This is a genomic window from Chondromyces crocatus (genome assembly GCF_001189295.1).
Lineage (GTDB): Bacteria > Myxococcota_A > Polyangia > Polyangiales > Polyangiaceae > Chondromyces > Chondromyces crocatus.
In genome coordinates, this window is the sequence record NZ_CP012159.1 from 10,248,004 (window position 1) to 10,272,993 (window position 24,990).

Annotated in this window: 17 protein-coding genes; 10 read left to right on the forward strand and 7 right to left on the reverse strand. The window is 69.6% G+C overall.

The features are described 5' to 3' along the window. Positions 1-5: 5 nt before the first annotated feature. The 3 genes from CMC5_RS37075 to CMC5_RS37085 all read right to left on the reverse strand — a co-directional run bounded on the left by CMC5_RS37075 (position 6) and on the right by CMC5_RS37085 (position 1,959). Positions 6-383, reverse strand: coding sequence for a dihydroneopterin aldolase (locus CMC5_RS37075; protein ID WP_050436354.1), 378 nt, complete (start codon positions 381-383; stop codon positions 6-8). 74 nt (positions 384-457) lie between these two features. Continuing rightward, entirely contained in the window at positions 458-1,231 is a 774-nt protein-coding gene (locus CMC5_RS37080; protein WP_245678068.1) for a Crp/Fnr family transcriptional regulator, read from the reverse strand. 194 nt (positions 1,232-1,425) lie between these two features. Beyond that, a complete protein-coding gene (locus CMC5_RS37085; RefSeq protein WP_050434824.1) occupies positions 1,426-1,959 on the reverse strand; it encodes a hypothetical protein in 534 nt (177 codons plus the stop codon). A gap of 88 nt (positions 1,960-2,047) precedes the next feature. Here CMC5_RS37085 and CMC5_RS37090 point away from each other — a divergent pair, with 88 nt between their 5' ends. Next, the gene (locus CMC5_RS37090; protein WP_050434825.1) at positions 2,048-5,995 is read left to right on the forward strand and encodes a hypothetical protein; all 3,948 of its coding nucleotides are present in this window, start codon (positions 2,048-2,050) and stop codon (positions 5,993-5,995) included. A gap of 33 nt (positions 5,996-6,028) precedes the next feature. Here CMC5_RS37090 and CMC5_RS37095 read toward each other — a convergent pair whose 3' ends face one another. Continuing rightward, positions 6,029-8,620, reverse strand: a complete 2,592-nt coding sequence (locus CMC5_RS37095) for a hypothetical protein (protein ID WP_050434826.1) — start codon at positions 8,618-8,620, stop codon at positions 6,029-6,031. A gap of 252 nt (positions 8,621-8,872) precedes the next feature. Here CMC5_RS37095 and CMC5_RS37100 point away from each other — a divergent pair, with 252 nt between their 5' ends. The 8 genes from CMC5_RS37100 to CMC5_RS37135 all read left to right on the forward strand — a co-directional run bounded on the left by CMC5_RS37100 (position 8,873) and on the right by CMC5_RS37135 (position 18,840). Beyond that, a complete protein-coding gene (locus CMC5_RS37100; RefSeq protein ID WP_050434827.1) occupies positions 8,873-9,850 on the forward strand; it encodes a hypothetical protein in 978 nt (325 codons plus the stop codon). After that, the gene (locus CMC5_RS37105; RefSeq protein ID WP_050434828.1) at positions 9,847-10,995 is read left to right on the forward strand and encodes a peptidase MA family metallohydrolase; all 1,149 of its coding nucleotides are present in this window, start codon (positions 9,847-9,849) and stop codon (positions 10,993-10,995) included. The genes CMC5_RS37100 and CMC5_RS37105 overlap by 4 nt, the downstream gene beginning before the upstream one ends. Before the next feature lie 648 nt (positions 10,996-11,643). Further along, positions 11,644-12,522 (forward strand): hypothetical protein, encoded by an 879-nt coding sequence (locus CMC5_RS37110; protein WP_050434829.1) that lies wholly within the window; start codon positions 11,644-11,646, stop codon positions 12,520-12,522. 94 nt (positions 12,523-12,616) lie between these two features. Beyond that, complete coding sequence (locus CMC5_RS46725) at positions 12,617-13,828, forward strand: DUF5050 domain-containing protein (RefSeq protein ID WP_050434830.1); 1,212 nt, start codon at positions 12,617-12,619, stop codon at positions 13,826-13,828. 238 nt (positions 13,829-14,066) lie between these two features. Next, complete coding sequence (locus CMC5_RS37120) at positions 14,067-14,861, forward strand: hypothetical protein (protein WP_156339142.1); 795 nt, start codon at positions 14,067-14,069, stop codon at positions 14,859-14,861. Positions 14,862-14,914: 53 nt separating this feature from the next. Further along, on the forward strand, positions 14,915-16,006 hold the full coding sequence (locus CMC5_RS37125; RefSeq protein WP_050434832.1) for a hypothetical protein: 1,092 nt from the start codon (positions 14,915-14,917) through the stop codon (positions 16,004-16,006). 194 nt (positions 16,007-16,200) lie between these two features. Continuing rightward, entirely contained in the window at positions 16,201-17,454 is a 1,254-nt protein-coding gene (locus CMC5_RS37130; protein ID WP_050434833.1) for an SPFH domain-containing protein, read from the forward strand. Between the two features lie 99 nt (positions 17,455-17,553). Then, on the forward strand, positions 17,554-18,840 hold the full coding sequence (locus CMC5_RS37135) for a CDP-alcohol phosphatidyltransferase family protein (RefSeq protein ID WP_050434834.1): 1,287 nt from the start codon (positions 17,554-17,556) through the stop codon (positions 18,838-18,840). 29 nt (positions 18,841-18,869) lie between these two features. Here the strand turns inward: CMC5_RS37135 and CMC5_RS37140 are convergent, their stop codons facing one another. The 3 genes from CMC5_RS37140 to CMC5_RS37150 all read right to left on the reverse strand — a co-directional run bounded on the left by CMC5_RS37140 (position 18,870) and on the right by CMC5_RS37150 (position 21,887). Continuing rightward, positions 18,870-19,931 carry a serine/threonine-protein kinase gene (locus tag CMC5_RS37140; protein WP_169796775.1) on the reverse strand — a complete coding sequence of 354 codons (1,062 nt, stop codon included), beginning with the start codon at positions 19,929-19,931 and terminating at the stop codon, positions 18,870-18,872. A gap of 159 nt (positions 19,932-20,090) precedes the next feature. Further along, positions 20,091-21,503, reverse strand: a complete 1,413-nt coding sequence (gene glnA / locus CMC5_RS37145) for a type I glutamate--ammonia ligase (protein ID WP_050434836.1) — start codon at positions 21,501-21,503, stop codon at positions 20,091-20,093. A 45-nt stretch (positions 21,504-21,548) separates the two neighbouring features. Beyond that, on the reverse strand, positions 21,549-21,887 hold the full coding sequence (locus CMC5_RS37150) for a P-II family nitrogen regulator (protein ID WP_050434837.1): 339 nt from the start codon (positions 21,885-21,887) through the stop codon (positions 21,549-21,551). A gap of 343 nt (positions 21,888-22,230) precedes the next feature. On the opposite strand from CMC5_RS37150, the gene CMC5_RS37155 reads away from it, so the two are divergent. Continuing rightward, the gene (locus tag CMC5_RS37155) at positions 22,231-24,990 is read left to right on the forward strand and encodes a serine/threonine-protein kinase (protein WP_050434838.1); all 2,760 of its coding nucleotides are present in this window, start codon (positions 22,231-22,233) and stop codon (positions 24,988-24,990) included.

A 24,990-nucleotide genomic window follows, 5' to 3' on the forward strand; every position in this document is an offset into this window, starting at 1 on the left:
GCGCGTCAGTCGCCTCGCCGCCCCGTCAGCTCGATGGCCACAGCGTCCACCGAGGCCGAGGTCGGAGGCCCGAACTTCTTCACCTGGACCGTCACGGCGACCGCGGGCGTGTTCTCCAGGATGCGGTCGATGATCCGCTCCCCGAGGATCTCCAGCAGCTTGTACGACGTGCTCGTGCCTGCCTCCACGACCAGGGTCGCCAGGCGGTCGTAGTCGAATACCCGCGCGCGGCTGTCGGTGGGCGGCAGCGAGGAGACTGGCAGCTCCACCTTGAGGTGCACGACGAAGTCCTGGGGGAGATCGCGCTCCGCTCGGGAAACGCCATGCTTCGCTCGGAAGCGGATTCCCTCCAGGAAGATCCTGTAAGTCTCGATGGACGTCACGGGCCGCGCGTACCACCGGAGGCCGCCGCGCGGCAAGCGGCTGCTTGCAGGGCGACCGCTCCGCTCGGTCTACCTCAGGGGGACAGGCTCCTGCTGGCGCGCTGCACCAGCGCGTCCCGCTCACGCAGGATGAGCCGACGACCTGCCACATCCAGGATGCCCTCGCGGCGCAGCATCCCGAGGGTGAGCGTCACCGTCTCCCGGGTCGAGCCGATCACCTGGGCGATCTCGAAGTGCGTCAGCGGAGCCGAGATCAGCACGCCGCGCGGCGTCGAGACGCCCCAGCGGTCGGCAGCGGAGATCAGGAATTCCGCCAGCCTTCCCTCCACGTTGCGGAAGAGCATGGACTCGATCCTGTCCTCGACCTCACGTTGACGCGAGATCAAAACCGAGACCACCGCGTGCCCCAGGTCGGGATCCCTGGCGAGCAGCTCGCGGGCGAGTGCGACCGGAATGCGGACGATCTCCGCCTCTTCCATGGCCACCGCGCGCTCGGTCCGCTGCTCGTGACCACCCAGGCACGACTCGCCGAGCAGGTCGCCGCTGCCGCGGTAACCGAGCGGGATCACGCCGCCCGACAGCACCCGCTCGATGCGCGCCCGCCCGCGACCGCCGAGGGAGACCAGGGTGTCGACCGGCGTGTCCTGATCGAAGATCGCGGTCCCCCCGGGCACGATCTCGCTCGTGGCCGCCGCCATCACGGCGTTCCGCGTGGCCGTCGCGGCCTTGTCGAAGAAGAAGGACAGGCGCACGCCTGCGCTCACGTCGTGGAGGCGAGAGGCCTCCGAGGGTGAGCGCCTCGGGTCGGCGTCCGTCGCGGCGGAGAAGGTGGGTTCGATCTCGGTCACGGCAAAGACCGAACGTTAGCCGAACTCCAGCCTCGTGGGGGCCGAAACCTCCCCCAGAAGCGCTCAAAATCGCCGAAGGTTTCCCGGAAATCCACGCATGGACGGCGGCACTTCGTGTCATTCAGCGCGGACGGCGGCGCTTCGTGTCGTGCGGCGCTTCGTGTCGCGTTGCGTGGATGCGGTGCAGGGCCACGCTACACACGCACCTCCACACCCGCCTTGCGAAGGAGCGCGACGGTGGGGCGCAGCGCGTAGCCGGGTCCCTTGCCCAGCCGCAACCGCGCGCCATCGCGCAAGAGCAGCTCGAGCCAGCGCGCCTCCATGCCCGGCTCCGCCGCCTCGGCATCGGGTCCCGTCACCACGGGCAGCGCCACGGCGACGATCGCCGAAGCGGGCCAGCGCCTCTCGAAGCCACGCCCCACCTGCACGACCTCGGCACGCTCGAAGTCCACGCGGAACTTCCCGTGCAACCGGCGCCGACGCCAGAGGATCCAGCGCGCCACGATCACACCGATCAGCCAGATGCCGGGGATGAACCCCATCGGCCACGGCACCACGCGCAGCGCGACCAGCCCTGCCACGATGCACCCGATCAGCATCACGAACGACGTGACCACCCGGATGCCCAGCTCCAGGGCGGCTCCCTGACACTCACAGAGGAGCACCAGCGGTCCCTGAGACTCGATCGTGCAGTCCTGGTTCGCGAGCAGCGTCTCGGCAAAGGACACGGGGGTCGAAGCACTGCTTGGAGGATCCGCGCCCGGCGTGCAAGCGGCCCCTCGCACCCAGGGCGCCTCCGCGCTAAGCACGGCAGCGATGCGCGCCCGCACCGCCCTCGCCGTCGCCCGCCGCATGGCAGCGGCCACTGCCCTCGCTCTCGCTGCGAACGCCTGTGGTGCTGGCAGCACGCCGCCGCCCAAGGACCCGCTCGTCAGCCTCCGTGAGCTCGGCGCGACGGCGCGAGACGGCGAGGCCGTGGGCCGCTGGCTCCTCGGCGAGCTGCTCGTCCCCGGGGGCACGCCAGAGCGCGCCCGCGCGGCCCGGAAGCGGCTCGACGAGGTGGGCCCCAGGACGCTCCACGGAGCCCTTGCCCGCGCGGTCGACGACGAAGCGCACGGGCGCTTCAAGGCCGCGACCGACGCTCACCTCGACGCCATCAGCGCCGCACGGACCAGTGAGCACCCGGACGCGCCCCTGGTCGCCTGGTACGCCGCTCACCGCCTGCTGACGCTCCGCCATAGCGTCGCCGGCCTGTGGCAGCGCGGGCGTGACATCGTCCTCCGAGCGCTCGACCAGCCTGGCAACATCGGCTGGCGCGCGCGCGGAGAGCTGGTCGAGTGGTGGAGCCTGGACGGCGTGTCCGATGCACCAGCGAATGCGGACGCCAGCACGCCCCGGATGGACCTCTCGGCCAAGCGCTTCGGGTGCATCGAGAAGGCCAGGATGGCTGGTCCCTTCGGGCACCTCGCGCGCAGTGACCACCGCGTCCATTTCCCCGCCGAGCGACCCGGCCCCTGGCCTCCCGTCTTCCCGCTGGATCCCTTCCGCGTCGAAGCCCCGCGCGTGCTGGAGACCGAGCGGCGCGGCTGCTTGATCGCGCCCACCACAGCCGTCGAGAGCGGCGTCTTTTACCTGGAGACCTTCCTCGATCTGCCCGCCGAGCGCGACCTCCTCGTCGCCGTACAGGGGGCCTTCGCCATCTTCATCGACGACGTCGAGGTCCTCACCCGGGATACACGGCAGTGGGGCGTGTGGCCGCGCTTCGGGGCGCGTGTCCGCCTGAGCAAGGGCCGCCACCGCATCCTGGCTCGTGTCGGCGGCCGCGAGACGTCGATGCGCCTCATGACGCCCGACGGTCTGCCGCTCGGCTTGCCCACCTCCGACGATCCCACGCCCCCGTACAGCATCATGCCCCCGGAGAGGCTGCCCGATCCGAACGTGCTCGAGCCGTTCCTGACCGCCGTCGGCGTGCGACCGCAGCCCGGGACACCGCCAGGAGATCCCACGCGCAACGTCGCTGATCCCATCTCTCGCTGGCTCGCCGCCCAAGTGGCGCACATAGAGGGGCAGGACGACGTCAGCTCGGTGCTCATCGAGCCGCTCGTCAAGGACCTCTCCCGCGCCACCGGCATCGCGCTCGCCACCCAGGCCGACTTCATCGCCCGCGATCCGATCTTCCCCGAGACGGACGGCCGCGATCTCGCGAAGGACTTGCGCACCCGAGCCGCCGAAAAGGATCCAGAGCTGTGGGAGTCGCGCTTTCTGCTCGTCCTCGAGAGCATCGACAAGGAGGGCTTGCCCCAGATGCCTCGTCAGGTGGAGGCGCTCGCCGACCACTTTCGCGATGTGCCAGAGCTCATGAAGGCGCTCTTCGGCATCTACAGCCGGCTGGGCTGGAACGTGGAGCGAAAGCGCACCCTCCGCGAGGCGGCCGCACGCTTCCCCGACGATGTCGACATCCTGCAGTCGCTGCTCCAGCTCCAGGAGCAGGAGGGTGAGCGCTCCCAAGCCGACGCGACCGCGGCGCACATCCGCAAGCTGGATCCCAACGCCGACGTCGATTTGAACCGCGCGATCAAGCGGCAGGACTGGGAGGGCGCCATCAAGGAGCTCCGACGCCTGGGCGAGCTGCGCAAGGACCGCAAGGACATCGCGCGTCGCATCGCCGATCTGCTGACCCGCTCGGGCAACCGCTCCGAATCGCTGGAGCAGCTCGAGCAAGCCCTCGTCCAGAACCCGACCGACGCCGATGCGCGCATGGCGCTCGCCGATGCCCGGTTCGCGCTCGGGGAACGCGACGCCCTGCAGAAAGCCCTCGTGGAGGCGATCCGCACCGGCTCCGACAGCGATCAGCTCCGTGAGGCCATCGAGCTGGTCGAGGGCACCACGGAGCTGAGCCCGTACCGGCAAGATGGCGCCAAGGTCATCCGGGATTACGAGACCGCCGCCGCCGAGATGCCCGGCAACGCGGCCCGCGTGCTCGATTACTCGGCGCTCTGGGTCCACCCCGACGGCTCGGCGCGCATGCTGGAGCACGAGATCATCCGCATCCAGTCCCGCGAGGCCATCCAGGAACTCGCGGAGCAGCAGATGCCCCGTGGCCTGGTGCTCAAGCTGCGCACGGTGAAGCGTGACGGGACGATCCTCGAGCCGGAGATGGTCGAGGGCAAGCCGACGGTGACCATGCCCCACCTCGAGGTCGGGGACTACATCGAGACCGAGAGCCTCTTCACGCTGCGCGGTGACGGCCGCGGGGGGCGCGTCTTCCAGGGGCCACGGTGGTTCTTCCGTGAAGAGAAGGTGGCCTACTGGCGCAGCGAGTTCGTGGTGATTTCGCCGAAGAACCGCCCCCTCGACGTCGAGGTCGGAGGCGACGTCCCGCCGGCGCAGGTCACCGAGAGCGGCGCCCTGGTGACCCGTCGCTGGCGCGTCGATCGCAACCCGGCGCTCCCCGAAGAGCCTGGCAGCGCACCCCTCTCGGAGTTCCTCCCGAACGTGCGCATCGGCTGGGGCATGAGCCTGGCCGACACCGTGGCCCGCATGGTCGACGCAGCCGCCGACGAGACGCCGCGCGATCCGAGGATCGTGCGGGTCGCTCAGGCCATCGCGCGGGACGCCGCCGCGGCCGGGACGGGAACGAAAAAGGGAGCCAAGACGGAGGGGTCGGCCGCCGAGCTTCCCTCGCAGGACGAGCAGGCCCGGCGCGTCTACCGCTGGGTGCTCGCGAATGTGGAGACGGGGCGAGAGACGGATGGTCGCCGGGTGGTGATCGGCAAGAGCGGCAACCGCTCCGAGGCCTTCGTCTATCTCTGCCGGCTGCTCGGCATCGACGCCTCGTATGGTCTCGTGCGCGATCGGCTCACCCCGCCGCCGCGCGGCCCGATGAGCGAGGCCGAGACGTACAGCGCGCTCGCCGTACGGCTCACGCTGAAGCCCAGCGAGCGCCCCTCCACCGAGGGTGAGGCCGTGAAGTCCGCGAGCGCGACGAACCGCTGGCTGGTCATCCGGGAGAAGTACGCGCCCTATGGCTACCTCCCGAGTCCCCTCCGAGGGCAGCCGGCGATCCTGCTCGTTCCAGGCGCGCCGCACGAGACCACGGCCACCACGGGTCCCGCCGACGGTCTCACCAGCGAAGGCACCGCCGAGCTCGCCGAGGACGGGACGGCGACGGTCGAACTACGCCAGTCCTTTGCGGGCAAGCTCGCCATCGGTCTGCGCACGGCGCTGGAGACCTTGCCGGATGCCCGGCTGCAGGACGTGGTCGAGTCGAAGCTGCTGCAGCAGGCGCTCCCTGGCGCGCGCCTCCTCGACATGGAGGTGAAGAACCTCGCGACCCTGGACGCTCCGCTCGTCCTCGTGATGAAGGCGCGGATGCCCAACTTCGCGCGCCGCCAGGGCGACGAGCTGGTGATCACGCCGCCGTGTCTGGTCCACCTCTCGAACCTGGCCACCCTGACCACACGCGAGACGCCGCTCTACATCTCGGAGGGCGTGTCCACCCGCTCGGTGATCCGCTTCCAGGTGAAGCTCCCCGCCAACGCAGAACTCACCACCCGGCTGGCCCCCACGTCCGTCGAGAACCAGGGGCGCTCGGTGATGGTGCGAGATCGGATGGAGAAAGGGACGCTCTTCTTCGATCGGGTCCTCGACCTCCCTGCAGGGCGCGTCCAGCCCGAGGACTATTCCACGTTCCAGAGCTTCGCCCGCAAGGCGGACAGCGCCATCACCCAGGAGGTGGTGGTACGGCTCGGTCGGGCACGCTGACCGCCTCGGCGCGCAGCGCGCGCCGAGCCCACTTCAGGTCGCGGCGTTGGCGACCTGGTGCAGCAGGACGGCCTGCTCGATCACCGCGGAGGGGACCGGCACGTCGCCGAACGACGCCGAGGGCGTCTCTTGCTCCTCGGGCGCAGGGGCAGCACCAGCGCCCCGCCGCAACCCCTCGACCTCGGCACGCGCAGCGATGAGCGCTTGCTCCAGCTCCTCGTGGACCAGCTCGGGCGCAGCGGCGCCCTGGCGAGCTTCATCGAGCTGGCGTTCGAGCTGGGCGATCTTCCACTGCGCGGCCTGCAGATCGGCCTCGCAGCGGGCAGCTCCCTGGGCGAGCGTCGCGAGCTGATGCCGCAGGGCTTGCGCGTCGCCACCGCCTGGCCCTCCCGCCGTGCCAGCGCCTCCCACGCCTCCCACGCCTCCCACCCCTCCTGCGCCTCCAGGCGCTGAACCACCTGATGCGGCGCCGCCGTTCGAGCCTCCCACCGTCGCGCCTGCGGCGATGGGGAACAGCCCTCCCAGCTCGTCCAGCAGCTCGCGGCCGACCCGCTCGCTCTCGCGCAGCTCGGCTTCGAGCCGGGCGATGACCCGCCCGCGCTCTTTCAGCGCGGCCTCCAGCGCGGCGACCTCGCCTCCCAGTGACTCGCTCACCTTCGACTCGGTGTTCGAGAGCGCATCGCGCTGCGCCGAGAGCACCTCTACCTGACGCGACAGATCGGCGATCTGGGCGGTGAGGGCCTCTTCACGCGCGCTCGCCTGCCGCTCCCGGGTCTGCCGATCACGATCGGCCCGCGAGAAGCGCTCCTCCAGGTCACGGCGCGAGCGGAGCAGCTCCGTGCGCTGCTCGTCCACGGCGGCGAGCTGCTCGGCCGCGCTCTGGCGACCGCGGCGTTCGTTCTCCAGACCGCGCTCCAGGTCTTCCAGCCGCGAGCGCGTCGCGTCGCGCTCACCGCTCACCCGTGTGAGCTCCCGCTTGGCCGCGCTCACCGCCGACTCGAGCTCTTCCAGGCGCAGCATCAGCTGGGGATCGGAGCGGTTCGCCGCCGCGAGCTGGGTCGACAGCTCGGAGATCCGGGCTCGCGCCGCAACGATCTCCTCGCTCGTCGCCTCCAGGGCTGCGATCCGGGCACGCGCCGCCGTGAGCTCGCCGCTCGTGCTCTCCAGCGCCGCGATCCGGGCGCGCGCCGCCGCGAGCTCGCCCCCCGTGCTCTCCAGCGACGTGATCCGGGCGCGCGCCGCCGCGAGCTCGCCCCCCGTGCTCTCCAGCGACGTGATCCGGGCGCGCGCCGCCGCGAACTCTCGGCTCACTCCCTCCAGCTCCGCGAGCCGCGACTGCGCTGCGGCCAGATCGTCGGCAGCGCCTTCCAGCGTCGCGAGCCGCGCCTGCACCGCCGAGAGCTCGGCGCTCGCGCCCTGAAGTGTCGCGATCCGAGCGTGCGCCTCCTCCAGCTCGGCGCTGAGGGCGTCGATACGATCCTTGCCGCCGGCGATCTCGGGCTTGTTGCGCACCATCCCGAGCTCCAGCTCGACCCGGGTGCGCGACTTCTTCTCATCGTCGAGCTGCTTGGTGAGTCGCACACCGCGATCCCGCTGGTGGCGCAGCTCCTCCTCCAGATCCCGGATTTTGTGCGCGTTACGCTCGGCGCGCACGTGCGCGTCGCCGGCGCGCGCCTCGACGTCCTTCAGCCGCGCCGCGCGCTCCGTCGCATCCCTTTCCAGCTCGGCGAGCCGAGCCGTCGCCGCGTTGGCGGCCTCGGCCCTCGCTTCTGCACGCGCGGCCTCGGTCTCCAGCTCGCGCTCCAGCCGCGCCCGCAGCTCGGAGAGCTCCACCTCCAGCTTCGACGCGCGCGCCTCCGCTTCGGCCAGGGCCTCCGGCGAGGGCCCCAGCTCGCGAACCCCCGCCGTGCCCGGCGCCGGAAAGGCAGGAAGCTCGGCGAGAGGCACCTCGACGACCGCGTACGTCTCCAGTCGGACGTGGCGCTCACTCGCCAGCGCGATGAACCACTCCGGCTCTTCCGAGCCCGAGAGGAGTGAGGTGTCGACGCTGACCTCGGGCTCGCCCTCCTGCGTGAACGACGCCACCGTGTAGCCCACGAAAGGCGCCTGCCCGATCATCTGGACCTGGCGGAACTGGAGCGAGACGAGGTCGTAGAGCGTGTAGTAGTCAGGCCCCGTCGTTCTGCGCGGCGACGTCGGCAGGAGTGCACGCTGCGAGTCCGGGTTCGGGGTGGCGATGATCGCTGCGCCCCCCTCCGAGACCAGGCGCCTGGCACGCCGCAGCACCTCGGCGGCGTCGCCGAACAGGCTGAGGTCCGGGATCACCACGGCGTCGAACGCGCCGTCGCGCACCCCGAGATCTCCTTCGAGCACCGCGAAGGTCGGGTGCGGATGCTGCCCCGCGGTCCTCGCCAGCGACTCCGCAACGCGCGCGGCATCGGGATCGTAGGCGTGAACGAGGCGGGCGCCTCGCTCGACGAGCCGCTCGGCCAGCCCGATGGAGGCGTCTCCCAGCACGGCCACCCGGCGGCCGCGCACCAGCGGCTCCAGGTAAGCGCTGAGGACGATGGAGGGATGAACGCCGACGGTTTCGGCGGAGGCCCGCGAGGTGGTGGCCGGAGACATCCTGCCCCTCTTACGGCGCAGGCGACCGGGTGTCCATCGGGGAGGGCCAGGGCCGCTCCCGGGGCCTCGAGGAGAGGCTCGAAGCCCGTCCCTGCCTGGAAGCGGCGCGCCCCCAGCAGTGGCACCGACCGACCCCAGCGAGCGGCACCGCGCTCAACGGGCTGCACCGCGCTCCCCTCCTCGGAGCTTCACGCCTGCCCCTCTCGGTGCCCTCCCTTTGACGCTGGCGTCACGGCTTCGTACGGTAGCCCCATGATCGTCCGCCGCCGCACCGTGCCCTCCGCGCTCCTCGCAGGAGCGCTGGCGCTCGGTCCAGCGGCGCTCCATGCGCAGGAGGCACAGCCTTCTGCCTCCGAGGCGCCGACCCCCCCGCTTTCTTCCGAGGTCACCACGACCCCGCCGCCCGGCGCTCAGCCCGCAGCACCGCCGCCCGGCGCTCAGCCCGCAGCACCGCCGACCAGCGCCCAGCCTGCCAGCACCCAGCCAGCGTCGCCCACGCCCCGCGCCCGGTCCGCCAAGAGCCCGACGTCCGGTACACAGCCTGCAAAATCCAGGGGGCGCGGGGCCATCGTGGTCACCGTCGACCGCGCAGCGGCCCGGGCGGCACGCGCCCTTGCGCGCGTGGTCTACGCGGATGCCGCACTCCGCCCCACGATCGATGAAGCCACCGCGCTCGCGCTGACGGGCGACGGCCGGGAGGGTATGCTGGCAACGGAGCGCGAGGCCGAGATCGCCTCCGTCCGCGAGGCCGCGGCGAACGCCACCGCCGAATCGGCAGGGAGGCGCCTCCTGGCGTCACTCGGCTCCGACGCTGGGGCGGCGCTCGTCGTGCTCGTCGAGGTCGCCGGGAGCCGACCCACGGCGCGGGTCATCCAGGTCGACTCGGCGAACTACGTGCCCCTGGAGCTGGGCGCCACGCTCCATGAGACCGACGGAAAGGGCCAGCGCATTTCCTGGCCTGGCGCCACCGAGACGTTGCGCACGTTGCTCCCCCCTCCTCCAGCGGCCACGGTGAGCGCCGTCCAGCTCGCCACGCCCAAGCCCTCGGCACCGGTCCGGGAGACGCCGAAGTCCGACGACCGCACGGAGACGCCTTTTTACCGGTCGCCCTGGTTCTGGATCGCGCTCGGCGCCGCAGCAGCCGTCGGGACCACGGCGTTCGCCATCACCCAGCTCGGCGACGCCGGCACCGGCCCCACCGTGCACCTCGTGGGCCGAATCGCGCCATGATCGGCCGGCGCGTCCCTCCCGCTGGCTTCGCCGCGGCGGTCGCCGTCACCGTCGGCCTTCTCCTGGCGGCGCCTTGCCCTGCAGCCAACCGCAGAATCTACGACGCTCCGGCGGCCCGGATCCCCCTCACCCAGGGCAAGGGCCCCGCCCTCCAGCCTGCCCCCGCCACGTACCTCCCGGCAGAGCGCGGCTGGATCAAGTTCGTCTACCACCCTTCGACACGCGATCGCGTCCTGCCTCTCCTCACGCGCGTCGATGCGTTCCACGAGGAGCTCAACATACTCCTCGGCCGCGAGGCCTTCCCCGAGACCGTCGAGGTCCGCATCGCACCACCGGCGGAGCTCGATCAGATCGCGCATGGTCTCGATCTCGGCGGAGCGTCGACCGCCGTGTTCGGCGATCTCAGGCTCGTCGTGCTGAGCGCCGCACCGCGCGGCTCCCTCGACACCCCCGAGCTGGAGAGCATGCTCCGTCACGCGCTCGCTCACCTCGCCCTCGATCAGGCGACGAAGGGCGCCACGCTCCCTCGGTGGCTGCACGAGGGCTTCGCCGTCCATGCGGCCGGCGATCACAAGGGCCTCCGCGCGCAGACGCTCTGCCTCGCCGCGCTCCGCGGCCAGCTCTCCCCGCTCTCCAGCCTGGACGACCTCTTGCCTGCCGACGCGCCGGAGCCCAGCGTCGCTTACGCCCAGTCCGCGGATTTCGTGCGCTTCCTCCTCGATACGTCACGTCGCGAGCACTTCGTCGGGTTCGTGGAGCACGCGCACGACGGCGAGCCGTTCGCCGAAGCCGTCGGACGCTCTTACGAAGGCTCCCTGGCAGAGCTGGAGCTCTCGTGGCGCGAAGACGTCGCGCGCCGCTATGCGTTCTTCCCCGTCCTCGTCGGAGCGCTGTCGCTGCTGACGCTGCTCTGCGCCAGCGCCTTCGGCCTGCGCCGCTGGCGCGAACGCCGCCCCGTGTCCGCCCCTCCCCCCCGCAAGCGAGTCCACATCGAACGCGAGGAGCCCGAACCACGCTCCTCCCGCAGCTCCCTTCCGTCCGTCACGCCCGCGCTGGCGAGCAGCGCGCGACGCCGCGCTGAGTTCGACGCCGACGAGGGTGTGCCCAAGGTGGAACACGGCGGACGCTGGCACACGTTGCACTGAGGCCTCGAGCACCAGATCCGTCCGGACTGCCGCCCAGAGGCGAGCACAGCACCCTTTGCGGTGGCGGACGTGAAGCTGCCCGCGGAACAGGCCCCGTCGGCCGTTGATGCGACCATGTCACGCCCCGGACCGGGTCCCGTCGGCCGTTGATGCGACCATGTCACGCCCCGGACCGGGCCCCGTCGGCCGTTGATGCGACCATGTTTCGCAGCGCCGACCCATGAGGTCCGAGCCCCGGCGCCTGGGTGATCCCACCCCTGGACACGTCGGCCGCGTCCGCCCCCTGCTCCCGAAAACCACCGTCGCTGCCATGTCTTCTGACACCAAGCGACGAGGCGTCCCGGTCCTCCTCCTCTGCGTGAGGGGGTCTGTCCGGCGGGCCCAGCGCCCTTCCACGACCGCCGCCGTCAGGTTCGAAGCTCCCCTCACCCCCGTCGCCCGCGCCCTTCACCAGGTCACGATCGTGACCCGACGAAAAATTTTCCGCCGACATCTGGTCCGCGCGGAGAGTCCTGGAGGCCTCCCTTCGCGCGGTTACAGCTGGAAGCATGCTCACTTTTTTCGAGATGCTGGCTGGGTCCGACGCCTCTCATCACCACGACCTCGGCGGGACGTTGACGACACGATGGACTACGTTGCACCGCCACCGTGCAGCGCTCCGCCGTCTCCGAGATCGCCCGAGGTGCAGCCTGGTTCGTCGGCCTTCATGCCGTCGTCCAGCTCGTCTCCGGGGCCCTCGCCGCAAGCCCGCTCGCCACGGCGCTCGCTGGCGCCGTCATCGCCGATCTCGGCGGCGGGTACGCCGGGGTGCGCTGGGAAGAGCCCGGGGATGCGGGCAAGTCAGGGGGGCTCTCACGGACCCTCCGGCGGCTGGCGCTCGGCGCCGCAGCAGGCGCGTGCGCCGTGGTGCTCACCCTCCTCGTCGCGCTTCTGCTGGGCCTCGCGTCGATCGAACTCGGGCACCCTTCGTGGAGCCTGGCCCTCGCCCTTCTGCGCACCTCGGCTGCCGCAGTGCGTGACGAGATCCTGCTGACGGGGATTCCCTTCATCGCAGCAGAGCGCGCCAAGCTGCCAGCCCCGTACGCGCTCGCCTTCGCGACGGCAGCTCACGGCGTCGCGTTCGTGCTCTTGCCCGGGGTCGGCAGCGCGGCCGTACCCCTGGCCCTCGCGCTGGGCGGGCTTGCGGCGACGATGTGGTGGCGGTGGGGTGGGCTCCCGGCCGCTGTGGGTGCCGTCGCGAGCTTCGGCCTGTTCACGGGAGCCGTGCTGCGTGGCGCGGTGCTCGACGTGACCTGGTCGGGCTCGGTGGTCCACGCTGGCCCCGGCGCATCGGGCCCGGCCGCGTGGCTCGCCGCGGCTGTCCTGGCTGCCATCACGGCAGTCGTCGCGCGGCGTGACGGGCGCGAGGAACGCCGGGAGCGCGGGGAGCGCGGGGAGCGCGGGGAGCGCGGGGAGCGCGGGGAGCGCGGGGAGCGCGGGGAGCGCGGGGAGCGCGACGGCGCGCCTGGGCAGCGGCAGAGCGAGTAGTCCTCACGCAGCATCTCAGGATAGGCTCTGCGGTTGGCGTGGTGATCCTGCGCAACGCGCCGGCAGCAGGGCCGGGCGTGCAGGGGAGGTTCTGATGACATCCTTGGTGCGGTACGGTTCCATCTTCGCGCTGGTCGCCCTCGGCGCTGCTTGCGGCGGCGACGACGACGGCAACCCGCTGTTTCCCACGGGCACGGGGGGCTCGAACACGGGCGGCGCTGGCGGCATGGGCGGCGCTGGCGGCGCGGGTGGCGCCGGGGGAGAGGGTGGGGAGGCCGGCTGTCCCGACGGCTTCGAGGACTGCGACGGCGATCCGACGAACGGGTGTGAGGTGGAGTTCGCGTCCGATCTCGCGAACTGCGGCGCCTGCTTCTCGGTGTGTCTCGGCGCCAGCGCGACGTGCTCTGGTGGCGAGTGCTCCGGCGTGACGGAGCTGGCGGGCCTGCAGGGCGAGCCGAACCACTTGGCCGTCGACGGCACCAACCTCTACTGGACGTCGGTCACGGATGTGAACCTCGGAGAGGTGCGGCAGATGCCGAAGCAGGGCGGCGCAGTGCTGAACCTGGGGGTCGATCAGCCGCTTCCTGGCGCCATCGCGGTGAACGCAACCAGCGTGTTCTGGGCCAACCTGAACAGTCCGGTGATCAACCGGGCGACGATCGGCATCCCCGATGCCGGGCTCTTCGCGCAGGACGCCGGCGCCCTCTGGGGTATCGCTGCCGACGCAGAGGCCGTCTACTGGACGCGCGACGATGGCGAACTCGCCAACAGCGGCATCGTCCGGGCTCCGCTGAATGGCGGCGCGCACACGTTGATCGTGCCGGGCAGCGAGACGCCCTATGCCATCGCGATCGACAGCACGTCCGTCTACTGGACCGATCGGTCCGCGGGGCAGGTGCTGAAGGCCCCGCTCACGGGCGGCACCCCGGAAATCCTGGCAGAAACTCAGCCGCAGCCCTACTCCATCGCGGTCGACGCCGCCCATGTCTACTGGACCAACCGCGCCTGCAGCCCGGGTGGGGGTCAGGCCGTGGACTGCGTCATGCGCGTCCGGAAAGATGGGATGGATCAGCCGGTCTCCCTGGCCGATGGTCAGTCGGTGCCGTACAGCATCGCGGTCGATGGTCAGCACGTGTACTGGACCGACGCCGGCCTGCAGCGCGTGCTGCGTACGCCTGTGGAGGGAGGTGCCATCGAGACCCTGGCAAGCACTCAGGCCGGGCTCGTCCACATGGTGATCGACGACACCCATGTCTACTGGGCCAATGAGGGAGACGGCGGCAGTATTCGTAAGTTGCGCAAATAGGGAGAGTCCCTCTCATTCCCTGACGCACACCCACATTGAGCACCGGCACGTCAGGTCGTCATCCCCAGATCCAGCCATGATCCTGCCTGTTTCAGGGGTAGGACATTGATGCACGCACCGCGTTAGATAATCATTGACGCGCGGCTGTCCGCGCGGCATCGATTGTATGATGCACCGCGCCACCACATTCGCGTCGACGGTCTTGTTGGCCTGCCTCGCCGCGCTTCCGGGCTGCGGCATGGCGTCGATGATCGAGGCGAACACCAGCACGATCAAGGACACCACAGCGACGATGCGGGAGACCTCCGCGACGCTCGACGCATCGAACCGCATGCTCGCCGAGATGAAGGCCGACCTCACGCGCGTCGCTGCGCTCGACGAGCCGATGGCGCGCGTCGCCGCGCTCGATGCGCCCATGAAGCGCCTCGCCGAGCTGGAAACCACAATGGAATCGATGCGACGCAGCATGGATCAGATGCAGCGCAGCATGGATCGCGTCGCCGCACTCGATACGCCGATGGCGCGCGTCGCCGCGCTCGAGACGTCGATGCAGCGCCTTTCCACGCTCGAGAGCGCGATGTCGGACATGCGTCACAGCATGCAGTCGATGCAGGGCAGCATGGCCACCATCGCCTCGCTGGAGACGCCCATGGAGCGCGTCGCGTTGCTCGATGATCCGATGGGTGAGGTCGCCGCGCTCAAGGAGCCGATGCGCGAGGTGGCGATGCTGCACCAGCCGATGGTGGAGATCGGCAAGCTGTCCCAGCCCATCACGAAGCTGACGGAGATGGGACCGCTGACGACGGTCGGGCTCCTCTTCGCGGGCCTTTTCGCCTGGTTCGCCGCAACCTTCGGTGCAATCTTCCTGGGGGTGAAGGCGGCCACGCGGCGACGCAACGGCGCCCGGTCACATCGCGCACGCGACGACGAGGCCCTCGCCCGTGAAGCCTCGAAGCCACGCCGCGACCTGCGACGCACCCTCGCGGCAGCCCCCGCCGCACGCGTGAGCAGCCCGAGCTTCCCTCGCGTCTGAGCGCGTGAGCGCACCAGCTTGACGCAAGCGCGACGCGCTCGTCTCCTCAGCGGGTGCGTTCTGCCACGTCGGTCCAGGGAGCAGCGCAGGGGACGTCTCGCAGCTCGGTGATCGAAGGGGCGCTCGAATCGCTGCTCGCTCCCGCCGATGTGCTGCGACGGCAGACGCTCCTGCTCATCGGTCCCTGGGCCGCGACGTGGGCACGACAGCGGGAAATGCGGGTCGCGGTCCTCGGCGCGATCGCGGTGGTCGCCAGCTTTCTTGGCGCGGCGCTCGCGCCCCTGTGGATGCTCGCGCTGGGACCGATCCTGCTGGGCGTGCCCCACCTGCTCGGTGACGTGCGGTATCTCTGGGTGCGCCCCGGCTTCCATCGGCGGGCACTCTGCTGGCTCACCGGGGGTGTCCCGCTCCTCGTCGGCGTGCTGACCGCGCGGGTGGTGTGGGGGCTGCTCGGCGCAGCGGCAGCGCTGTTGATCGCGCGGACTTCGTGGCGCCGCCGGTGCCTCGGGCTCGCGATCCTCGTTCCTCTGGGCGCGCTGTCGGTCCATTACAGCGGCTGGGCCGAGCTGCTCTTCGCGCACCTGCACAACGTGATCGGGATCGCGCTGTGGTGGGCCTGGCGCCCTCGTGCGGGGCGCCTGCACTGGGTGCCCCTCGGGCTGTTCCTCCTCGCCTCCGCGGGGTTGCTCGCCGGGATGGCGGCGCCTCTGCTGGCCTGGAGCGGCGGCCTCAGCGCTCCCGGCTCGGGGACCTCGATGAGCTACCACATGGCGTCGCTCGCACCTCACGCAGGCCGTGAGCTCGGCCTACGGCTGGTGTTGCTCTTCGCGTTCGCGCAATCGCTTCATTACGCCGTCTGGCTGCGCTTGATCCCGGAAGAGGACCGGCCACGTGCAGCGCCACGCACGTTCGTGGGGACGTTCCGCGCCCTGCGCGACGAGTTCGGGGTGTGGCTTCTGTGCGCCGTAGGAGCGCTCGCGCTCGGCCTCGCGGTCTGGGCCTGCGTGGATCTGGGCGCCGCGAGGACGGGATACCTGCGCTTCGCTGGCTTCCACGGGCAGCTCGAGCTGGTGGCAGCGGCGCTGCTGTGGGCCGAGGGACACTTCGGATCGCGTCGCCCTCCGACCGAGCGCACGAGCGGCTGAGCGGCCGTCTCTCCTCCGAGGAGCAGGGTAGACGCTACGAAGGAACGCTCACGCCGCTTCATTTCGGAGCACTCGCGTCAGAACGGATCGCCGGAGAACGGCGGACCGAGACCAACGATGCCTTTTCAAGGGCGCTACGCCAGCAGAGGGCGCTGGCCTCCCGTGTGCAATGAGCAGAACGCGGAGGACAGGCGATGGACAGGATCCCGAGCTGGGGGCGCGTCACGGCACAGCCAAATGAGTTCTTGATTCAGATCCGTGATGGGAAGGTTCGTCGTAGTGGGCAAGGGGTGAGCTGCTTCAAGCTGTCGGGGGACAGCGTGACGCTCATCCCGACGTCGATCAGCAAGCTGTCGTTCCGGGCCGATCAGGTAACGCTGGAGAAGACGGGCGTGGAGGTGACCGGACTGGCCGTCTATCGGATCGTGGAGCCCCTGCTGGCGTTCCGGATGATCGATCAGGACCGGGGCTCACTCACCGACATCCTGCAGGAGATGTTCGTCGGCGCGACCCGACGCATCGTCGCAGGGCTGACGCTGGAGGCGTGCCTGACTCACCGGAAGGAGCGGGTCGCAGCGGCACTCCTGGCAGAGATCACGCCGGTGCTGGCTGGCGAGGGGTCCCTCGGCGATACGGCGACGGCAGGGTGGGGGGTGGTGATCGACACGATCGAGATCCAGGACGTCCGGGTGCTGTCGCAGGAGGTCTTCGCGCGGCTGCAGGCGCCCTATAGAGAGAAGCTCGCGCTGGAGGCGCTGGAGGCGCACGCAAAGGTGGCGCAGCGCGAGGCTGCGCTGGAGGCGGAGAAGCGGCGGGCAGCAGAGCTGGCGCGGCGCGAGCTGATGAAAGAGGAAGAGGCGCGGCTCATGGCCGAGCGTCAGCGAGAGATGGAGGCGCTGGAGCACCGCCAAGCGCTGGAGCGGAGGACGGTGGAGGCGCGCGCACGGACCGCGCAACGCGAGGCAGAGCTCGCCGCGGAGCGACAGCGGGCGGCAGAGCAGGCGCACCGAGAGCTGATGGCGGAGGAGGAGGTGCGTCTCTCGGCGGAGCGACAGAGAGAAGCCGACGCAATGGCACATGAGCAGGCGCTCGAGCAGCGGGCACTCGACGCGAAGCTGTCCCAGGCGCGCCAGCGAGGGGAAGCCGAGCGGGAGAGAGGGCGAGGAGAGATGGAGCTGCGGCGGGCTCAGGGGGAGCTGGAGGCGACGCTGCTGCGGCTCCAGCGCGAGAGCTGCGTCGACCTGAGCGCAGCGAGGCTGGAAGAGGTGATGCTGACGGAGACGCTACCCAAGGTGGCCGAGTCGTTCCGAGGGACGTTCGACAAGGTGAACGTGACCTCATCGGACGGCGATCTGTTCGGGTTCCTGTCGGCCGGGTTGGAGCAGGTGATGCGTGTCGCCCGCACGCGCGGACAGGCGCCGCGCGAGGACGAGCCACAGCGGCCGTGATCGAGCGTGTCGAGGAGCGCGCCGCGGGCCGCCAGCTCGCCGCGCGCACAGCCACGTGGTAGCGACCGCAGACTGAATTCGACGTTTTCGCCGTCTGCCGTGGTGCTGGCCTCACCAGCCCCAGAGGGGCAGCTCCAGACGCTGGTGGCAGGCGTGCCGCTCGTGCTGCGTGCAGCGCTGGCGCTGGAAGGCGCGGGTGCGAGCCGCATCTTCCTGGTGGTGAGCGCAGAAGATGCGTCGAGCGCAGCGAACCTGGCGAAGGATCCTCGGCTGGGTGTGCAGGTCTCGGTGATCACGGCGGCCTCATGGGAGGCTGGTGTGGCCCAGGTCTGCGAAGGTGCTGCAGGGCCGCTGCTGATCACGTCTGCACACATGGTGGCCGATCCGGCGATCTACCGGCGGCTCATGGAGACTTCCCTCAACAAACGAGACGCGGCAGCCGCCTGTCGAAACGGACGGGCACTCGGGCCCCTCTTCGTGACGCCTGCGCTCGGGAGCCAGCTCTTCCACGAGAGCACCACCGTCGTCTCTTCGGACGACGCGACCTCCAGCGCCAGCTTCGCAGCGGCCGTCGACGCGCTCATCGCCAGTGGCAAGGCAATCTCCATGGACGTCGGCGCCCGATGGGCGGTGCGCGTCGACACAACGGAGGGACGACGGCTGGCAGAGGACGCACTGCTCGAGGCTTGTCGAAAGCCCGTGGATGGTCTCGTCGCGCGGTACATCAACCGGCCCGTGTCGCTCGCCGTGTCGCGACGCCTGGCCGGTGTGGGGATCACACCGAACGCCGTCACGCTGGCCACGCTCGCGATCGCGCTCGGCGGCGCCGTGGTCGCGTCGCGCGGAGGGTACGGGCCGATGCTCCTGGGCGCGGTATGTCTGCAGGTGAGCTCGGTGCTCGATGGGGTAGACGGTGAGCTTGCTCGTCTACGGTTCCAAGGTTCGCCGCTGGGACAGTGGCTCGACACCGTCTCCGACGACCTGTCGACGCTCGCCTTCTACGGTGGCATCACGATCGGGTTGCTACGCGGAAGCGCTTCCTCGGGGGAAGCCCTCCTGAGTACAGAGAGCGTGATCGCTTGCGGGGTGGTGGCGATGGTCACGCTGGCCCTGACGTCGGCACAGTACTACGCGGAGCTCTGGCGGCTCGGCGCGGGTGATTTCTATGCGCTGGAGTGGGACTTTGCCGAGACCGGAGGCGGGCTGCGGACGAGGGTCGTGCGGCTTGCCCGCTTGTTGCTCAAGCGGGACCTCTTCACACTCCTGTATCTCGTCCTCGCCCTTGCCGGCGCGCTGCCCATCGCCCTGCTGCTCGGCGCGGCGGGGCACTCGGTCACGCTGGCGGCAGCGACGGCGCGCACGCTGCGCCGAAGGCCGGCGTCATGACACGCCTGCGCTTCTCCGGGGGTCCTATGTCAACGCAGCCAGGTCATGCTCAAGATGACGAGCACGCTGAGGCCGACGCCGAGACCGATGCCAGCCGCGATCAGGATCAGCGCCGTACGGGTACGTCGTCGCTGTCGGGACACGGAGCGGGCGGAGCGAGATTCGCCGGGCGGAGGAATGGAGGACGGCAGATGTCGGTCGGAGGAACGTCGGCCCCCTTCAGCTCGATAGCGGGCAGCGCGTAGCTCGCGGAGGATGCCTTCGAGCTGGCTGGCGAGGAGACCCGCCGATGCCGTGCGCTGCTCGCGCTCCCGCTTCAAGCAACCGTCGACCACGGCGCACAAACTGGGCGGGAGGTCGGGCTTGCGGGTCATCACCGGGTCGCAGTCCTGCGTCAGGATGCGGACCATGAGTGCGTTGTAGTTCGGCGCCTGGTGCGGCAGCGTGGCCGTGAGCGCCTCGTACATGACGACGCCGACCGACCAGATGTCTGCTCGGCCATCGAGGTCCTCACGCCCGGAGGCTTGCTCTGGCGACATGTAAGCCGGTGAGCCCACGACGCAGCCGGTCCGGGTGAGGGTGAAGTTCTGGGTCGTGTCGAAGATCTTGCTGATGCCGAAGTCGAGGATCTTCCCCACGAGCTCCCCATGCGAGGTGCGGTGGATGTAGAGGTTCGCCGGCTTGAGATCCCGATGGACGATGTTCTGCTGGTGGGCGAGCTCGAGGGCTCGCGCGATGCCGATGAAGATCTCGACCAGGACCTCTGGGCTGAGGATGCCTTCTCTGAGGAGCTTCTGATCGAGCCCTTCCCCGGTGAGCAGCTCGAAGACGAGGAATGGAGAGCCGTTCTCCGCCTGGCCGAGATCGAGGATCTCGACGATGCTCGGGCTGCGCACACGGCCGCTCGCCTTCGCTTCGTTGAAGAAGCGCTGCAGAGCAACGGCGTCTTCGGCCACCTCGGGCGGCATCACCTTGAGGGCGACATCGCGGTCGATGAGCTCGTTTTTTGCGGCCCACACTGAACCACTGGCGCCAGCTCCGAGGAGCTGGCCGAGCCGATAACGAGACTGAATGAGATCGCCGGGCTTCAAGACGCCGCGAGCATAGCCTGACCGGAGTGCGAGCGGAATCGTCGCTCGGCGGTGCTCGAAATGATCCGGCGCAGGCCCGTCGCTCCAGGTGAGACGACGGGCGGACGCGGGGGTGAAATGCCAGCGATCTTCAGGTCGCCAGGCGCCGAGCGTGGCGGCTCAGACGTCGTAGTACAGGAAGAACTCGTAGGGAACCGGCCGGATCCGGACAGCGTCGACTTCCCGCTCACGCTTGTAGTCGATCCATGTCTGGATGATGTCACGTGTGAACACGTCGCCACGGAGGAGGAACTCGTGGTTTCGCTCCAGTGCGTCGAGGGCTTCGTTGAGCGCGCCAGGGACGTGGGGGACCCCCTTCAGCTCCTCGGGAGAGAGGGCGTAGATGTCCTTGTCCAGCGGATCACCTGGATCGATGCGGTTCATGATCCCGTCGAGTCCGGCGAGCATCATGGCGGCGAAGGCGAGGTAGGGGTTGCAGGTCGCATCGGGGAAGCGCACCTCGATCCGGCGGCCCTTCGGGCTGGAACCAGGGGGCAGGGGAATGCGGATGGAGGCCGAGCGGTTGCGGCTCGAGTAGGCGAGGTTCACCGGGGCCTCGTAGCCAGGGACCAGGCGCCGGTAGCTGTTGGTCGTCGGGTTGGTGAGGGCGGCGAGCGCGCTGGCGTGCTTGAGGATGCCTCCGATGTACCAGAGGCCGATGTCGGACAGGCCTGCGTAGCCGTCGCCAGCGAAGAGGGGGCGCCCCTCCTTCCAGAGGGACTGGTGGCAGTGCATGCCGCTGCCGTTATCGCCATAGACGGGCTTCGGCATGAAGGTCGCCGTCTTGCCGTTCCGCTTGGCGACGTTCTTGACGACGTACTTGTACCACATGAGGTTGTCGGCGACCCTGGTAAGGGTGGAGAAACGCATGCCGATCTCACACTGGCCTGCGGAAGCCACCTCGTGATGGCCCACCTCGACCTCAATGCCGCTCTCCATGAGCTGGCTCATCATCTCGGCGCGGAGATCATGCAGGACGTCTGTCGGAGGGACCGGGAAGTAGCCCTCCTTGTGCCGCACCTTGTGACCGAAGTTGGGGCCCGGCTTGCCGGTGTTCCAGGCCGCTTCATCGCTGTCGATCTCGTAGAAGGAACCGCGCGGGGAGACGTCGTAACGCACGGAGTCGAAGACGAAGAACTCCGCCTCGGGGCCGAAGAAGGCGGTGTCGGCGATGCCGCTCGCCTTGAGGTAGTTCTCGGCCTTCTGAGCGATGTATCTCGGATCGCGGCCGTAGGGCTGGCCGGTGACCGGATCGCTGATCTTGCAGATCAGGCTGAGGGTCCTGTGGGCGTGGAAGGGATCGATCTTCGCCGTCGTCGGGTCCGGCGTCATCAGCATGTCGCTGGCGTTGATCGGCTGCCAGCCGCGCACCGAGGAGCCATCGAACCCGATCCCCTCCTCGAAGAGGTCTTCATCCAGGCGGCTGGCAGGGATAGTGGTGTGCTGCCAGATGCCAGGCAGATCGATGAACTTGAGATCGACGAACTTGCAGTCGTTCTCGCGCGCGAATGCGATGACCTCTTTCGGCTTCATGCTCTCCTACCTCTCTCCACGTTGATGAGCGGGCGCGCCTTGGCCCTAGATCGCGTCCTCGCCCCGCTCCCCGGTGCGGATCCGCACTGCCTCTTCCACGGGCATCACGAAGATCTTCCCGTCGCCGATCCGCCCAGTTTTCGCGCTCTTTTCGATGGCGTCGATGACGTCGTTCACCATGTCGTCGGGGACGACGATCTCGATCTTCACTTTGGGGACGAAGTCGACGACGTAGGCGGAGCCTCGATAGACTTCCTTCTTGCCTCCAGTCCGACCGAAGCCCTTCACTTCGGTGACGGTCATGCCCTGGATGCCAACCTCGGCGAGGGCGTCCTTGACCTCGTCGAGCTTGAACGGCTTGATGATCGCCTCGACCTTCTTCATGTGCTCTCGCCAGGGCCCCGGGCGCGGGCCGTCGCGGTAGGGGCCCCCCCCGCCGGACGGATCCCCCAGCGCCCACGATCCCGCGGCCGCTGGGATCCGCTTCCACATCGACCAGCGATCTACCCGGAACATCCGGACAGACCCGGCCCTGACCGTCATGGTGGCGGTCAGGGCCAGGCGTGGTGTAGCTGGGCACAGGTTTCCGGAGTGTTTCAGGGATGCATCGGAGCGAGGAAATGAGTTTTCACCCCGGGGGGGATGAACGGAACGCCGAGCGCTCCTTGTTCTCCTGGTGCGCCTCGCATAGGCTGCCGGTCCGAACCCGCGGGACAACGCTGCCCTGATGGCTTTGCCGAACAAAGCGAAGATCCCGGTAGGTACGCTGCTTGCCGGAAAGCACCGCATCACGCGCGAGATCGGCCGGGGCGGGATGGCTGCGGTCTATGAGGCCGAGAACATCGACATCGGCAAGCGCGTAGCGATCAAGGTCCTGGCCCAGGAACTCACGACCTCGGCGGTGGTCGTGGAGCGTTTCCTCCGGGAAGCACGCGCGGCAGCGGCCATCCGGAGCCCCTTCATCTGCGATGTGTACGACTCCGGGCGCCTGGAGGATGGGCGGCCGTTCCTCGTGCTGGAGCTGCTGGAAGGGGAGTCTCTCTACGAGCGCATGACCGTCGTCCGGACCCTCGACTTCGAGACGACGGTCGTGGTGATGACCCAGGTCTGCCGTGGGCTCGCGAAGGCGCACGCGGCGTCGATCGTTCACCGCGATCTGAAGCCGGAGAACATCTTCCTCACCAAGGACGAGGAAGGGCGGCTGTGCGCGAAGATCCTCGATTTCGGGCTGGCCAAGTTCTACACGCCGATGGACGGCGGGGACAAGCAGGCGAGGCTGACGCGCGAGGGCGCGGTGTTCGGCACGCCCGCATACATGAGCCCCGAGCAAGTGCGCGGTCAGGGCGCCGTGGATCATCGAGCGGATCTCTGGGCGCTCGGATGCATCACGTTCGAGTGCCTGACCGGCCGCACCGTGTGGCAGACCGATCAAGGCGTGGCGATGACGTTCGCGCAGATCGCGAACGCGCCGCTGCCTCGTCCCGCCGAGATGCGACCCGATCTGCCGCCGTCGTTCACGCTGTGGTTCGATCGGGCGCTGAACCGGTCGATCGAGAAGCGTCATCAGACGGCGAAAGAGTTCGCCGACGAGCTGGCCATCGCGCTCGGGATGAACGCCTCGGGTGCGCGTGGGGTAGAGCCGGCACTCGGGACCCCCTCGCTCGATGACATCCCGGTGGAGCTTCGCGGCGGGGAACCGTCCCTGGATGGCGGCTTCGGCATCGCGAGGACCTCCGCACCGTTCTCGGCCTCTCAGCCCGGGCACCTGTCCGCACCCGGCGTGGAGCGTCGTCCTTCTCCAGCCGGCCTCCCCACACCCGATCCCGAGCTGCGCTCGCTTCCTCCGCAGAGCCCGGGGCTCGCCTTCGCTGGACCTCAGCCGACTGGTCCCGTGGGACCTGGGGGCGAGAGACCACTGCCACGCCACGACGTGGAGGAGCCTCTGCGAGCACGACGCCCAGGTGGCTGGGGACGCGCGCTGCTCGTGTTCGGCTTCCTCGTCGCCGTCGGAGGTGCGGGCTACGCCAGCTACAAGCAGTTCCTGCAGGTCCCACAGGACGCGCCTCCATCCACTGCTGCGAGCGGCACCGCGTCGTCGACCGTCCCCACGCCGAGCACAGCAGAACCCACCGCGACCCGTATCGCGTCACCCCCGCCAACGAGTGACCTGCCCTGGATACCCCACGTGGCGCAGGCGCAGAAGGAGCTCGCGCAGGGCAACCTCAAGGAGGCGCTGGGCCCCTTGAAGGAAGCGTACGACAAGGGGGCGCACGGCGTCCCCCGCACCCTGCTCGACCACGTGCAGGTGGCGCTCAAAGAGGCGAACGGACGAGCCCCCTGCTCGCTGACCGGGCTCGGGCGTCCTCGCACTTACGATCTCGTGGGGCGGGGCGTACGCCTCGTCGCAGGCAGCCGTCCCTCGATCGCGTTCGGGCCACGCGGACCCGTGGTCGCCTGGACCGATGCGCACGAGGGGAGCGAGCATGCGTATGCGGTGCTGCTCGACAACACGCTCAGGGCGACAGGTCCCGCCGTGGATGTGACCCCCGAGGGGGCTGCAGTGGGTCGGCCCGACCTGAAGCGGGTGGGCGACAAGTTGGTCCTGACCTACTGGGATGCAAAGGGACCGGAAGCCGGGGTCCACGTGCGCTGGCTCGACCCCGACGGGCGGATCGCCGGGCCGGCGGTCTCCGTGGCGAGCATCCCTCGAGGCGGCAACTTCTGGCCTTCCCTCGCCATCGCGCCCGATGGGTTCTTCGTCGTGTGGTCGGACGACACCGACATGACGTCGGACTCCGAAGACCTGTTCCTTCGACGCCTCTCGTCCAACCTAGAGCCTCTCGGGGCCCCGGTTCGGTTGACCGACGTGGTCCCCGCAGGCCCGGTCAAGCCGCGCGCTCGGTTCCCATCCGCAGTGGTGCACGGCGATGCGCTCCACATCCTGTTCCGACTGGAGCGGGAGCCACGGCACATGATCCAGCACATGCGCCTGCCGCTCGCCGATGCCGACAAGTCCGTCGAGCCGGCGCGGCGTGGTGAGCGGGTCGATCGGTTGGCCGGCGAAGTGGCCATGGTCGAAGCGGAAAAGACCAGGAGTGACGGTCCAGCGATCGCGTGCGGGGCCGAGTCTTGTTACCTGGTGTGGCACGGCGACCCGCCCACGGGCTCCGCTTCCGCTGCCTACGTGGATCCAAGCGCGGCGCAGCCCCTCTGGCGGAAAAAATTCGCGAAGCACGGGATGCACCCCGCGGTGGCGGTCGATGCGGAAGGCCACGCTCAGCTCTTCTGGTACGAGGGAGGTCGTGTGGTCACCGCTGCCCTCACCCGGGACGGCGTGGGCCCACCGACCCGCTTCGCCCGCGTGACCGGAGACCAGCCAATGCCCTCCGTCACGCCAGGCACCAAGCCAGGCGAGTGGTACGCAGCGTGGCTGGATTACGAGGCGGGGCACCTGGAACCCTACGTCGCACGGGTGCAGTGCCGGTAA